This window comes from Candidatus Woesearchaeota archaeon, assembly GCA_030651375.1.
Lineage (GTDB): Archaea > Nanobdellota > Nanobdellia > Woesearchaeales > UBA12501 > JAUSFM01.
Genome location: JAUSFM010000003.1, coordinates 188,073 through 201,050 on the forward strand (window position 1 = coordinate 188,073; position 12,978 = coordinate 201,050).

Sequence of the window (12,978 nt, forward strand, 5' to 3'; positions counted from 1 at the left end):
TTATTTCACCACATTAAACCTATAGTACTGCTTCTTCAATTCACCGCCGGCTATCGAGATAAACTTTTTGCCGTCTTTTTCACCAACGTCAACGTCAAACACGCTGTCTAATCTAATGTATGATTCAGGAACACCCGCTGGTTTGTCACCTGCTTTTAACTCCACGGCTTCTGTGTACATCTCTTTGAACGGAACGTCGAATGTTTCTTTGTATCCTTCCAACAGCGTCTCTGCCTTGTTTTCCCGCACGCGGATGTCTCCTGCAACCTTTGCTGTTGTTTTTTCTTCCAGCAGCACTTCTGGAACGAGGGTGTTGACTATCAGGTCGTGGCTGACGTGGTTGCTTTTGAGACAACTGCGTGCGGTGGGAGAATAATACTCAATGCCCGCATCATGCAGGCCGTCGAGACCGGGAATGACCGGCTCGGCTGTTGTGCCGATGCGATACACCATGCAGGCCGCTGTTTCACCAAAGCACAGATTGACAAACTGCTGGGCACCCTTGGTTGACGCAGGCAATTGGGTGGTGCCTTGTAATGCAAGCACGCCGAAAAAACCGACTGCGAGGACCACCAGTATGCCAACAAAGATAAACACCGCGACTTGTGCCTGTTTCATTCCTGAAGCACCTCGCTGAAGCTTTTTAGTTTTGAGGACTCCATTTGCGTACATTGAACAAAACGGCTGTCATAGGACTGCATGAGCTGGCTGAACACGGAGAGCGATGATTGGGGGAAGAGGGTGAAGAAGTTTCCATTCTTTGACTGTTTCAAGATGCCGTTGGTGAAGGTGATTTCAGCGTTGTTGCTTGAGTATTTGGTTAAAAATGAGGGTGTGTCTTGATGCTCAAAATCCGCGTAACGTTCCGGTTGATTGTTGTGACAGGTTTCGAGGATGTTAAAATCAGCGTTGTGCAGGGAGAAGAAAATACGGTCAGCTTCGCAATTTCCATTGGTGAGTGATAGGTGAGTAGTATCTATGACAACCTGATTTTCTGCTTCGGTTGACTCAAAAATATCGTGGGGAAGCAGGTTTTTGTAGATACCGAATGTTATAATACTGTTTAATGCAAAGTAATTTTGCGCGCGGTCAATAAATCCGTTGTATAATGCGAGTGCGGATTCTGCGGACATTTGGTGTGATGTGGTTGTGATGAAAACGGTGTACGGCGCTTGGCCGGGGTTTAAGAGATAGTAGTTTTTTGTTTCGTCTTGTTCTTGGTGGGAAAACCGTGATTCTGTGCCTAATGACAGTTCATAGATGCCTTCGGTTTCATCGAGTTTGAATTTTGTTTCTGTCTTCGCGATAATGGTTTGCTGGATGCCGTTGAATTGGATTTTTAAGGTGGTTAACTTTGTGATAATTTGCTCATTATTGGGACTGATCTCTTGGTATGAAAATTGGGCATTGTCTTGGTCAGCGTTTCCTTGAATGGTGTTGTGCTCAAAGGTGATATCTTTGTCCATTGTTAAGGACGCGCCTTTTGCAGTGGTGTCTGCCTTCACTTTTGTATTGGGCAGGCAGTTGATTTTAATACTGCCGACGGTTGACTGGTCTGAACTGGCACAGACGAAAGAGAATTGCGATGCTGTTGGTGTTTTTTGTATTACGACGCTGGTGACTTTTGATAAGAGATTGCCGTTTCCTGCGACTATTAAATCAGCGCTGATTAATGATACAGTGGATTGTTCACCAACGAAATTTCTGACGTTAGTTGATTCTGTTCCTTCATAGAAAATTCTCTGTCCTCTAACGACTTTTAAGTTGGTGCCGTCGTAGGTTACTCCTACTGCATTTACAACAACTAGAGAACCATCACTGAACGAGTTGATGGAGGCGCCGGCTGAATCCAACGTTATTGTTTTGCCTGTTTTGAGATTTATTGAAGTGCCGCCGGGGATGATAAGATTGCCATTCTCGATTTTCGCGCCGATGAAAGAATTGATGTTGAGATGGTATTTTTCCCTTAAAACTTTCTTGACTAATTCGGCATTGTTGTTGTATAATGGATTGGAGAAGTCGACGGTGGCGCCACTGTCAACAGCGGTTTTTAGATTGTCGGTGATTTGGGATTCGGATTTTTGGGAGTCGCCTGCGCCACTTTCAAATCCGAGCGGTGCAGAAAAAACAAGATAAGAAAAAAGAATAACAAGGATAGATAACAACATACCCCTTTTAACGTAACTCGCCAACTTCATGTATATTTAAAGTGCCTTCATACCTATAAAGTTTACTGTCTCCATCGGGACTGCGACGGAATAAATTTTGTTGGATCCAATAGTTAAGAGTATCGATTGCAGGAGATATTTGATCGTCACGTACCGGACCGCCTTTACTCACATCAATCTTAAAATTATGCACTGATCTTTGTCCGGTTAATACATCAAATCTTCCGTACATAACTGTCAAGGGTGAAGAATCAGGAACGCCAAAAGCTTTTTCATATTCTGAACTGTTCAAAGTGTTATGATCAATCGCCACCCTGAAAAACGCAACCTGCCCTTGATATTTATCAGCCAATGTCTCAACAACTTGTTCCATACGGTGTGAATATTCAAGTGTCCCATCATTTTTCAAATCTGTGTCTGCTTCGTAAAATAGAACAACAACCGGCTTTGGATTGTGATAAACTTTTTGAGAGAAATTGGTAGGTGTCAACTCTTCAAGCGGACGTGCCGCAGCAACACTGGATGCGCCAAAGACTGCGGCGCCGGCTGCCAAAGCTGCGCTAAGGCGCAAAAACTCACGGCGAGTAACGTCTGTTAAGCTCATTTTAAGGGTTTATAAAGCAAGGGGGTTTATAAGACTTGCGGATAGGGAGGATATGGGGGTTTGTTTGATTGTAGGTTAGGTGCAATATTACTCAGCACGTCCATGTTAGAAACATTTATTAATTTCTTATAAATAGATGATACTATGAAAGATGAAATTTTATCTTATCGTGAAATGTGTAACAAGATTCAAGTGAATACCATTCAAAGAGGGATGAATTTTCATATAAAAAAAGGCATTTCTGTTATTTTAATGTCAGTCAGACCTGGTGCCCCATATGATGATGAGATAGACATTGGGAAAAATTTATTGATTTATGAAGGCCATGACGTTCAAAAATCAAAACAAAATCCTGAACCAAAGAAGATTGATCAACCTAGATGGACAGATAATGGAACATTGACAGAAAATGGCAAATTTGTGAAAGCAGTAGAAAATCATAAAAAAGGATTGATTCCTCCAGAAAAAATACTGGTTTTTGAAAAGTTAAATTCGGGGATTTGGTCAGAAAAAGGATTATTTTCTTTAATTGATTATGAGACAAGAATTTCAAATGATAGAAAAGTTTTAAAGTTTATACTCAAACCGATTGATGAAAATATTGATATTCCAAAAGGAAAAGATGATGATGAACATAATAGACTTATACCAACACAAGTTAAAGTAGCCGTTTGGAAAAGAGACAAAGGTAACTGTGTTCTTTGTGGTTCGACCAAGAACTTACATTATGACCATGATGTGCCATTTTCTAAAGGGGGAAGTAGTATAACTGAAAAAAATGTCAGAATTTTGTGTGCTAAATGTAATTTGAAAAAGCATGATAAGATAGAATAAGAGGTTGTTTTATTTCATTCTTCCTCATTTTTTCTCGGCCTTTTTTCCTCGTCAAAAAGATCGTGTTCCGGCAAAACCGGAATATTTCCGGAATTTCAGTGTTTTTTCGGAAATATTCCGAAACAACCGGATGTTTTTCCGGTGGCGCCGAAAATCTTCCGGTTTTTTCACAGCAAGGCTTATTAAGCAGAGTATCTGATATTCTTGAAACCCGCTGCGCGGAGCGGAACAATGGCAAAAAATGCATTGCCCCAGTTTGAGGGTTATACAGTCGATCTACGACTTAGACAGTTTAGGAAAATAACAAAAACAAAGATGGAATTTGTTGATTTTTATTCAGTTAAAGGGGGAAAAATGGTCTCGAGATATATCAACTTTTTGAATGATCAGTTGGAGAGGATTGCCCAATATCAAAAAAATTAAGAGGAGCTATTAAAGGGAATTTAAATTTTCATCCTTGATCTAAAATAGTTTTCTACTTCTTTATCTACAAAATAGACATAACATCCTTTAATTCCCCTTGACATCAATACCCTATAAATGTTTTTTACATATTCATCAAATTTAAGTCTATCCTTCTTTTTTTTCAACATTGGGTCTTTAGTTCCCCCAATATCGGTGATTAGGCACTTATTTTTAGAATCATATTTAAGATCAGGACCAACAATTACTCCAACATAATCAAATTCAAATCCCTGAACGGTATAGATACAACCAACCTGTTTTATTCCCTCAGGTTTGTATGCCCATTCATACCAAGGCACATACCCTTGTGGTGGCTTGATATTCCCATGTGTCTCCCAAGGCAAACTAAAATCTTCAATTTTTACATCCCTTACCAGATTCCCAGTTTGATCAAGTTCTGTTGACCACGGCCAACAATAACCTGCAACAAGTCTTGCAGTGACTCCTTTTTGAGAATTTTTTTCAGTTATAGTTTGATAAAGAAGTTTAGGAGAATTAAATATTTGAAAATCGAAGTTATCTTCTTTTGTTAAAATCAGTTTTGTTGAAGTATGACCAAGAACAGATTCGAGCCAATCCAAATAGTTGTCAGAACCATTGCACCTGAATTGAGATAACAACTCTGTTTCTTCGATTCTTTTCCCAAGTTTTTTTGCTGATTCTCTAATCAGGTTAGTGTTTCCAACTTCCGCACCCCTAATAACTTGCCGGTCATCAATAAAAAAGATCGATGTTTTCGCACACCTAATCAGTTGTTCTATCTGCGGCATATTTGTTCTGTACTCTTTTTTGGTAAAACGATGATCTGATTTTTCACCAATTCTATGAGCTTCGTCAACAATCAAAATATCTAGTTCGTTTTCATTAATTCGAGCAGGAACAAAAGGATTTAAGTTAGTAAATAAAACTTTTGCATTAATGTCCCCCACTTTTTGCCCATGTTCCATCTTATATTTGATTGCTTCAATCAAAGGTTTAGATCTAGATGCAAAAAAAATCTTATATTTCTTTTCTTTATTTGCTGCAAATTCAGCTAAAATATGCAGTGCAATCACTGTCTTTCCAGTTCCGGGTGCACCTTTCACTATTATTGCACTGTTTTCTTGGTTATGTTCTGCTTTTTTTACTTTGTCGATGATAAGATTTCTTGCATAAATTTGATCATCAAGCAGATTAAAATCAGATTCATTTTTTATAACGTTTGAAGCATTATCTAAAAGTTTTCTTGAAGGTCTTTTAGGAGATTCCATAAATTTGTTAAAAATATCAAATCCGTCTTTTTTACTAAGTAAAAATTTTAGTCTAGCTGCTAGTATCTCGATGTCACTTTTCGTGTAAATTGGAAACTTTGCTATGAGTTCTTTATATCGGGGGTCAAATAAACCTTCCATTCCCTCAAAGTTGTAGTTTGGACAATAGACACACCCAACAAGACAAGTATCACTTTCTTCAAATATTTCTACAAACCCGATCAGATAATTATGATAACCCTGAACCTGTTGCGAAGGGTGTGCAACTTTTCTTTTGTCGCCCCCAGTATAAGTTTCCACAAAGTTTCCTTCTGCAGAAAGCGCTTCAACTGATTCCCATTGTTTCATCTCAATATGGATGATCATCCCTCTTCCTTCTTCATTTTTTCCAAACAATAAACAATCAATTCTTTTTTGCGTATAAGGAACTTGATACTCAAAAGAAAGATAAATATCCTGCAATTCACTTAATTCAAGAATGTTTTTGATCTCTTTTCCACTTTCCCTCCACGATCTACGTTCAGAATCGCCGGGTTTTCGACCATACAATCTCAAAAACTCGTTTTCCATCTTATCTGTGAATTTGTTTAGTACTACGTCTTTAAAGAACTCTTGTTGAGGTGCATCATAAAGTAGTTCTCTGTTTAGCATATTAATACTCCGTATATTTTTTGTTTAAACCTTTCACTGTCTCAACTGGATATTTTTGCTCATTTTTCTTCATTTTGTGATCAAACTCAGTAGTAAGATCTATATCATATCGTTGTGCCAATCTGAGCAAAAAGTAGAATACATCAGCCATTTCTTCGGTTATTTCCTTTCGTTTGTTTAAATCATGAAACATACTTTCAACTTCTTTTTCGGATTTAAACCTAAAATGTTCCAGTAGTTCACTGGCTTCAGTTATGATTCCTATTGCTAAGTCCTTAGCATTATGATATTGATCCCAATCTCGTTCATCACAAAACGTTTTAACTTTTTCTTTTAATTCATTAATATTGGTTTTGTGGTCCATAAGAGTAGTTAGATTAAAAGAGAGGTTTATAAAACTTGTCACGCTTCCAAAGCCTAGATTATCTGCTGATTTATAAAGACTAGATTGACAAAATGACAAGATATAAATACCACCGAGAGTAGTATAATAAATTAAGAATGAATGTAGAAGAGGTGAAATACTAAATAAGATTCTTTTAGAGTGATAGATAAAAGTGATAGCGTGTCTCCTATGATGAAAACCGAATTTATGCAAGAAACAAAGAGATTTCAAGAGTTTGAAGATAAGGCTCTGAGCCAAGTTATGGAAGTTTCTAAAAGATTATTGGAAACGTTTAGGTTTAGAAGGTTTTATGACTTATCTGTTTCTGAAGAGATTAATAAAAAGACACTTGAGGGAATAAGAGAATTCAGAAATAAGAATAAAATATCACTCGATGATAGAGAGAGCTATCAAAGATATTTAAAATTAGTAGATTAGAATTTTCTCTTCATCATCCATTGTTTAATTTCGGTTTCTTTTATTCTATCAGATTTAGCAAGTGGAATGATATTTAAACCTAACTCTTCACACGTCTTTAAAAATCCTGTGTCTCCTGAGTGAACGATGGTTATACCTTCAGCAAGAAAGCCTGCGATTATTATCACATCGTTCGGACCGATATGAAAACGCTGATTTTGTGTTTTTTCAACTACACGCTGATTATAAGTTTGCACATGTTGTTCTAGAAGATTATCAGATTCACGAGTGATTTTTTCAAGAAGAAAGGTGTTGCATAGGTTTTGCCAAGCTTCTTTTGCTTCTATTTTTGTAAAATGATACTGGTTAATCAGGACACCAATGACCTCAGAAACTGAGATTTCATGATAATAAAATAAGTTTGGAGGAAAAGCAAAATGCCCTTTCTTAAACTGGTTAAAATCTCCTGCAAAAGCAACAATAATGTTTATAAGGGTACTTGAGTCTAAACCATTTTTTACAATACCCTTGATTGAAAGCTGGCCTGAAAGGACATAATAGGTACTTTCTGTTTTTTGATTTGTTGTCATAAATTGCCCCTTTAGTATTAAATCAGAAGCAGCCAAGGGATTGCCCACTCCCCTGGACCACCCCTTTATGATACAAAAAATGATTAAACTATTTAAAGATTGTGTTTAAAACTCACCTTTTCCATACTGTTCCACACACTTTTATCTTTCCTATTAATCACAATATTTATCCATCCCCCTGTCCACCACACTGCACACGTTCGCCGCAATCGCCCACACACCTCACTTCCCCCACCCTCTTACCTTTGTCCCACAGCCATACATCTTTCTTTCATGCCAGCAGTCGCAGCAGAGCCGTGCGATTGATTCGTTGACCGCATTACGCGCCTTTGCCCAGGTTAGACCGTGTTTTAACTGAATTCTCTGTTTGAGTAAGAATAATTCATCATCAACGTCGGCGAGAATTTGTTGTTTTTGCGTTAGTTTAACCATGCTACCACCTCAAGCTTCGCTCATTGATTATGTGATGGTTATATATCTTACGCATATCACGATATTATGCCGACAACGCCACAACAGTTATAAACCTCATAGGTTTTATGATCGAAATGGGGCTTGACATCTTCGAAGATATTGTTGCAACTTGGTTACAAACTAACGGATATTTTATGATGAACAATATTAGGTATGGTCATAACCAAGAGATTGATGTTTTAGCAACAAAATTGGGAAAGAATGGAATTATTCACATTGAAGTTTCCTGTTCATCAAATCCTAGTGATATTGTGGGAACAAAGAATCACGAAAAAATTGGTTATGAACAAGCAGCAATAAATTTTGCAGAAAAGAAATTCTTTAATAAAGAAGTCAAGGGAAAAATTCTTGCTTTGTCTGGTCAGGAACCGAAAGAGAGATGGTTTATCCATGCAATAATGGACGAACCGAAGCAGTTGGATATACTACGCGAAAAAGGTATTAAACCGATCAACATTAAAGATGTGATAAAAGATATTCAATCATCAGATCTGAGGGATTCTTCAGGAAATAAGAGGATAAAACAGCTTTTTGATATAATCAAAAAGATTAATGAGCAACAGAGCATCTCCACCCCATCACATCAACATCCACCTTTATGAACATCACGCATAGTCCTTTTGATTGAGTATTTTATTCTTGAAATGGGTCAGCGCGCATTTTTTGGAGCAGAAATAAACTTGGCGACCCTTCCAAGTTCTTTCGTTACACCTAAACATATAAAAGAGATATAGTTTTTGTGCGTCAGCTTTGCAATTTGCGCATGATATACTTTTTTTCTTTTTTAGGCATACGCCTTCAAAGCAAGATTGAAGCAATGCAGGAGTAAGTTTTTTCTTTTCTTTGGTGGTGAGGCGAACACCGAGAAACGTGCCGATGCGAGTATTGATATCGGGGTACTTTGAGGCGTTTAGTTTCTTGATTTGAGGAGAGGAAATCTTGCGAATACAATCGAAAGAGCAGACGCGTTCACCTGTACTGATAGCTGATGAATTGAGAAGATTTTGTTTATAAAAAGAGAATTCGAATTGTGCACCCTTTTTTCCACAGACAGTACAGGGGTTTGATACGCCATTCTTGGCGAAGGTGATGACTTTATCCCAGTTAATATTCAGTTCGTCAAATTCTGTTAAGTTATTGATAGGAGAAGAATCAAAGGGATAAAAAGTAGTATACAAAAAATTTTCAATTTTGTTTTTTAATATACTCATGCTGCACACCCCCATAAAGTTCCGACAGGGGAAGAGTATAAAAAAGTTTCTTGTCACTGAAAAGGAGGTTGATTAACAGTGATTTAAATAAGGAGATAATCCCGTCACAACCTTTAAATTACCCATCCTGTCTTGTCCAGTGGTTGGATGTGCCATCACGCAACCATTCCACACCTCCAGAAAAATATTCAGGGCACATTAGGAGCATTGTGATTAGATGATGACCGGGTGTGCAGTGCCACATGCTATGAGGTGGCATGCAGAAAGAGGTATGGGTGAACTACCGCTGGCTGAAGCCCACGAGTTCAGGCGCTGCCTGCGCCCTTAAAGTAATTTCTCCATCTCGAGCATGAATTCTTTCGCTCTGTTCAGGGAAGTGGTTGCCTTGCCATGGAGTTCAGCTTCTTTCATTTCGTATTGGACATCGCTTCTCTTCTTCCTTTCAAAGTCAAAAGTCTCAATCAAAGCGTCTGTTTTTATGCCGGCGAGCGCCTCCTGTTGGGCTTTTTCATATTCTTCAAGCAGTGATTTTTTCAGTTTGTTTCTGACAAAGACAATGAGGGCATCGGCAGTTATTTTGTGGGATATCTTTTCCCCTATTTTGTATCCGAGTTTGTAGAGGACAGCATTGGCACTATAGTACATCGCATAGTAGGACGTAACAATAATCCACAAATCAGATTTCTTGTTTTGAAGCAGGAAACCAGCAATCTCAAGGCTATCCTTGGCATTTCGGCGCAAGATGGTATAAATAGGTTCCTGAAAGGATTGCTTTTTTAGGAGCCCGTCTTCAATGTATGCACGGACATTTTTTTCAGCTTCCTTAATTCTTGGTTCATCGAGCATTCGCGATCATCCGGTAATAGTCTTCTATTCCGAACAGAATAATGTTGTTTTTTATTGCTTCTGAAACAACGGTAAATTCTGTAGACTTGAGCATTGTCTGGAAATCAGCATACGTAATGGACGTGAGATGAATAGGTAAAGGAAGGAGATTAGCTTGTTCTTCTATCTGTTCTGGCCGGTCGGTGATGAGAAGCAAGTCAATATCAGAATGGGTTGTTTGCTTTTTTTTCGCATGAGAGCCAAAGAGGAGTAAAATAAACTGTTGGTTTATTCCTCTGAAGCGGGAGTACAGTACGTTAAAGTTCTTATTGCGCGTTAATTCCTGCAGCCGGTGGTGTTCTACCGTAAAAACAGAAGCATTGAAGTTTCGGTTAAAAGAACAGATGATGGTGTTTCCGTGCCGCACGGCGCTGATAACCCCTTCGCCCTGCAGTTTTTGCACGGCACCATACGCTGATTTGTAGTTTATTTTTCGTTTGAGAGCAATCTGCCGGATACTCAAATTGAGCTCTTGATGCTCTATAAGCAGGCGGAGGATGTTCAGTTTTTCATTATCCATTGTTAACCATACTAGTATGGTTTGTAACCATATATTTAAATGTTTCGGTACTGAAACAGTTAAAAGTGGTGAAATGCATGGCCAAAAAGGAGGAAATGAGTCGGCTACAGATTGTAGTCAACTGAAAACATATTTAGGAGTGGCAAATAATTCATCCCCGCCCAACTCGTTCTCTTCACGCTTCAGCCGCACATTCAGTATACGAATCAGCAAGGCCGTAGCGGTCGCTGACGGCGGTTGTTATTTGCTGGGTGAAGTTTTCTGTATGGGGAAGCAAGGATATGAGCTTATTCCTCGCTTTTCCAACGAATTTGAGCTGGATCGTGAGCGCATTCTTTTCAAGGCGCGCTTTGAAATCGCAATGGATGATATTTTTGAGGGTGTATTTGACGACGCCGAAAATGCGTGAGGCATCAAATATCCGTACGCCGGTGACAAAGCCGAGGTCGTCAATATCCGCGACAAAGTTGTGGAATTCAACGGATTGCTTATAGTTCCGATTTTTTATTTTGAAGGTGAGAATATCATGTGCATAATCGTATATAATCTCTCCTTCATCTTTCGCGTCAAGGTGTTTGTTGGTTTTCATGGGAGTGTGAAATGAGGAATTTCAACGGTGTCCATAAAGGACACAATAACGATTTTGTTTTTTTCTTTTTCAAGGATGAGCTTTCGATAGCCATCATTTCGGCGGTAATACGCTGCGTAACGGCCATTTTCTTGGATATATACTTTTCTTGGATTTTCTCGGACTACCATAAAGGTAAGCTCTTCTTCTTTAAAAACTTTTCTTAGGGCCTCTGACAGATGGTCGAACGCATGAGGCGAAACGATAACAGGGTGATTATGTACGAGCAATTTAAAATCCTTGCTTTCAATCTCTTGTATCGGTCGTGTAGTATAAAATTTCACATATTTCACATTAGTGATTTAATCAAAACAGGTTTATATACCTCACGCGCATCTGTCCAGTGTCCAGTGGGTATGCGTTTGCGGCTTATAGCTTGCTGTTTGCTGTTTTAATGCAGAATTGGCCTGTCCAGTTGTTTTAGTCCTTTCCCACCATCTCCCGTATCTTCTCCACGATCCATATCATGCCTTCGGTATCGCGAGCGCAGTACGTTTCAAGATATTTGCGGGTTTTCCGTTTTTCCTCGTCGCTCATCCCCTTGAATGTCATGATGAAGAACGCGGCGCTCGCATCGTCGCCTTTGCCAATTTCGAAATCATCATATCCCTTGCCGATGAGTACCGGCATAACTGCCTTGATGGATGCACTTCCTTTCTGGTTGGGATGGTAGTAATGAAAGCCGCTAAATGGTGCGTAGAGGTCAACAATGCGGCTGATGACTGACCCAACCCATGTGGAATATTCAGGGAACGCCTCGGCGAGTTTGTTCAGCACTCCTTTTTCAAAGGATTGATTGTACACAACAATGCTTCCGGCGCTGCCCAGCGCTTGTTTCAGTTTTTTCAGAAGCAGTGGCCGCGGATCCTCTCGGCCATCAGCAAGGAATGAGTGATGGCTTGTTTTTCCGTTGGCCACGACGTGCACAGAAAACTGGAAGGGTATCGCCTGGTACGGCGACGTGCCATCGTACAACGGCACAGCAGTGCTGAATGTCTCAAAGTCAAAGTAATACAGTGGTTCTTTTAGTTGGGCAAGGAATGATTTTAATTGTTTCGTGTCTATGTGGGGTTTATTCGATTGGATGCAGTCAATTTGAATCTTCTGCTTGGCGTTGAGCTTGGTGCCGGCCGGCACATCCATGAGCGATAGAATGTTGGCTTTGAAAAGCTCGTGCGACGCCTTGCCGCCTCGGTATAAATTAAACACGTTGTGTTCCGGCAGGAAATTCCAGCACTCTTCACACACGCAGTCGTGGCCATTTTCACAGCCGTTGCCGATGGTTGTTTCCGGCGGCGTTGGACTGTTGATGATTGCAAGAAGCGCCTCCACTTTGCCGGGCACACTCGGTAAACAAAGATCGACCTGCGCGGTGATTTCTTCCTGCACAAGCAGTTCCGCAGGATTGATGGCACCGTGTTTCACATAGTCTTTGTTGACGTGCATCAGAAAGCATTTTCGTATGGCAATGCCCGCTTGGGTGTAACAATATTTCTGAAAGGAAACATCCTCAATGTGCTCATCCTTTACCGAGCTGGAACTTTTCACTTCAACAATGTCCCACTGGTTGTTTTCCACGGGAACAAGAATGTCAGCGCGCGCGTAGAGATTTCCCGCAACAAGACCGGCTTCAAACAGCGGCTTTCTCTGTTTCAGCGCTTCTGCGGTTTCCTTGATGTTGCGAGCGAATTCTTCAGAAAGCGAAATCCCGCTGGGAAACAATGTTTTAGCGAGATGCCCCACTTCATGCCCTTGGTCAAAAATAAGCTGGGTGGCGGCGGTGTGCTTCGGAAGCCGCTCGGGCTGGTGAAACATCATCCACAGATGGCGCGGACAGGCAAGACCAGTTGCATATTTTGATTTGGTGAGGAAGCGCATAGAATATACAGAAGGCAG

At 39.9% G+C, this 12,978-nt stretch carries 16 protein-coding genes; 3 read left to right on the forward strand and 13 right to left on the reverse strand.

Annotated elements, in window-relative coordinates; all coding sequences use genetic code 11:
* Genes Q7R76_01050 through Q7R76_01060 form a run of 3 tightly spaced genes read right to left on the reverse strand, consistent with a single transcriptional unit; the run spans position 1 to position 2,772 of the window.
* Positions 1 to 618, reverse strand: a complete 618-nt coding sequence (locus tag Q7R76_01050; protein ID MDO8642163.1) for a hypothetical protein — start codon at positions 616 to 618, stop codon at positions 1 to 3.
* The gene (locus Q7R76_01055) at positions 615 to 2,168 is read right to left on the reverse strand and encodes a hypothetical protein (GenBank protein MDO8642164.1); all 1,554 of its coding nucleotides are present in this window, start codon (positions 2,166 to 2,168) and stop codon (positions 615 to 617) included. Before Q7R76_01055 ends, Q7R76_01050 begins: the two co-directional genes overlap by 4 nt.
* 7 nt (positions 2,169 to 2,175) lie before the next feature.
* Positions 2,176 to 2,772, reverse strand: a complete 597-nt coding sequence (locus Q7R76_01060) for a hypothetical protein (GenBank protein MDO8642165.1) — start codon at positions 2,770 to 2,772, stop codon at positions 2,176 to 2,178.
* 144 nt (positions 2,773 to 2,916) lie between these two features.
* On the opposite strand from Q7R76_01060, the gene Q7R76_01065 reads away from it, so the two are divergent.
* Positions 2,917 to 3,606 (forward strand): HNH endonuclease, encoded by a 690-nt coding sequence (locus Q7R76_01065; GenBank protein ID MDO8642166.1) that lies wholly within the window; start codon positions 2,917 to 2,919, stop codon positions 3,604 to 3,606.
* A gap of 443 nt (positions 3,607 to 4,049) precedes the next feature.
* Here Q7R76_01065 and Q7R76_01070 read toward each other — a convergent pair whose 3' ends face one another.
* A complete protein-coding gene (locus Q7R76_01070) occupies positions 4,050 to 5,972 on the reverse strand; it encodes a DUF2075 domain-containing protein (GenBank protein MDO8642167.1) in 1,923 nt (640 codons plus the stop codon).
* A 1-nt stretch (position 5,973) separates the two neighbouring features.
* Positions 5,974 to 6,336: a nucleotide pyrophosphohydrolase gene (locus tag Q7R76_01075; protein ID MDO8642168.1), complete on the reverse strand. Its 363-nt coding sequence runs from the start codon at positions 6,334 to 6,336 to the stop codon at positions 5,974 to 5,976.
* A 210-nt stretch (positions 6,337 to 6,546) separates the two neighbouring features.
* Here Q7R76_01075 and Q7R76_01080 point away from each other — a divergent pair, with 210 nt between their 5' ends.
* Positions 6,547 to 6,795: a hypothetical protein gene (locus tag Q7R76_01080; GenBank protein MDO8642169.1), complete on the forward strand. Its 249-nt coding sequence runs from the start codon at positions 6,547 to 6,549 to the stop codon at positions 6,793 to 6,795.
* On the opposite strand, the gene Q7R76_01085 is transcribed toward Q7R76_01080, so the two are convergent.
* Together Q7R76_01085 and Q7R76_01090 are read right to left on the reverse strand one after the other, a co-directional pair.
* Complete coding sequence (locus Q7R76_01085; GenBank protein MDO8642170.1) at positions 6,792 to 7,412, reverse strand: hypothetical protein; 621 nt, start codon at positions 7,410 to 7,412, stop codon at positions 6,792 to 6,794. The genes Q7R76_01080 and Q7R76_01085 overlap by 4 nt on opposite strands.
* Before the next feature lie 174 nt (positions 7,413 to 7,586).
* Positions 7,587 to 7,796: a hypothetical protein gene (locus Q7R76_01090; GenBank protein ID MDO8642171.1), complete on the reverse strand. Its 210-nt coding sequence runs from the start codon at positions 7,794 to 7,796 to the stop codon at positions 7,587 to 7,589.
* Positions 7,797 to 7,912: 116 nt separating this feature from the next.
* Between Q7R76_01090 and Q7R76_01095 the strand changes: the two genes are divergently transcribed.
* On the forward strand, positions 7,913 to 8,440 hold the full coding sequence (locus tag Q7R76_01095) for a hypothetical protein (GenBank protein ID MDO8642172.1): 528 nt from the start codon (positions 7,913 to 7,915) through the stop codon (positions 8,438 to 8,440).
* A 3-nt stretch (positions 8,441 to 8,443) separates the two neighbouring features.
* Here the strand turns inward: Q7R76_01095 and Q7R76_01100 are convergent, their stop codons facing one another.
* The 6 genes from Q7R76_01100 to Q7R76_01125 all read right to left on the reverse strand — a co-directional run bounded on the left by Q7R76_01100 (position 8,444) and on the right by Q7R76_01125 (position 12,960).
* Positions 8,444 to 9,049, reverse strand: coding sequence for a hypothetical protein (locus Q7R76_01100; protein ID MDO8642173.1), 606 nt, complete (start codon positions 9,047 to 9,049; stop codon positions 8,444 to 8,446).
* 324 nt (positions 9,050 to 9,373) lie between these two features.
* The gene (locus Q7R76_01105) at positions 9,374 to 9,895 is read right to left on the reverse strand and encodes a hypothetical protein (GenBank protein MDO8642174.1); all 522 of its coding nucleotides are present in this window, start codon (positions 9,893 to 9,895) and stop codon (positions 9,374 to 9,376) included.
* A complete protein-coding gene (locus Q7R76_01110; GenBank protein ID MDO8642175.1) occupies positions 9,885 to 10,454 on the reverse strand; it encodes a nucleotidyltransferase domain-containing protein in 570 nt (189 codons plus the stop codon). The genes Q7R76_01105 and Q7R76_01110 overlap by 11 nt, the downstream gene beginning before the upstream one ends.
* Positions 10,455 to 10,629: 175 nt before the next feature.
* Positions 10,630 to 11,043, reverse strand: a complete 414-nt coding sequence (locus Q7R76_01115; protein ID MDO8642176.1) for a DUF2283 domain-containing protein — start codon at positions 11,041 to 11,043, stop codon at positions 10,630 to 10,632.
* On the reverse strand, positions 11,040 to 11,213 hold the full coding sequence (locus Q7R76_01120; GenBank protein ID MDO8642177.1) for a hypothetical protein: 174 nt from the start codon (positions 11,211 to 11,213) through the stop codon (positions 11,040 to 11,042). Before Q7R76_01120 ends, Q7R76_01115 begins: the two co-directional genes overlap by 4 nt.
* 289 nt (positions 11,214 to 11,502) lie before the next feature.
* Complete coding sequence (locus Q7R76_01125) at positions 11,503 to 12,960, reverse strand: DUF2779 domain-containing protein (GenBank protein MDO8642178.1); 1,458 nt, start codon at positions 12,958 to 12,960, stop codon at positions 11,503 to 11,505.
* Positions 12,961 to 12,978 lie beyond the last annotated feature (18 nt).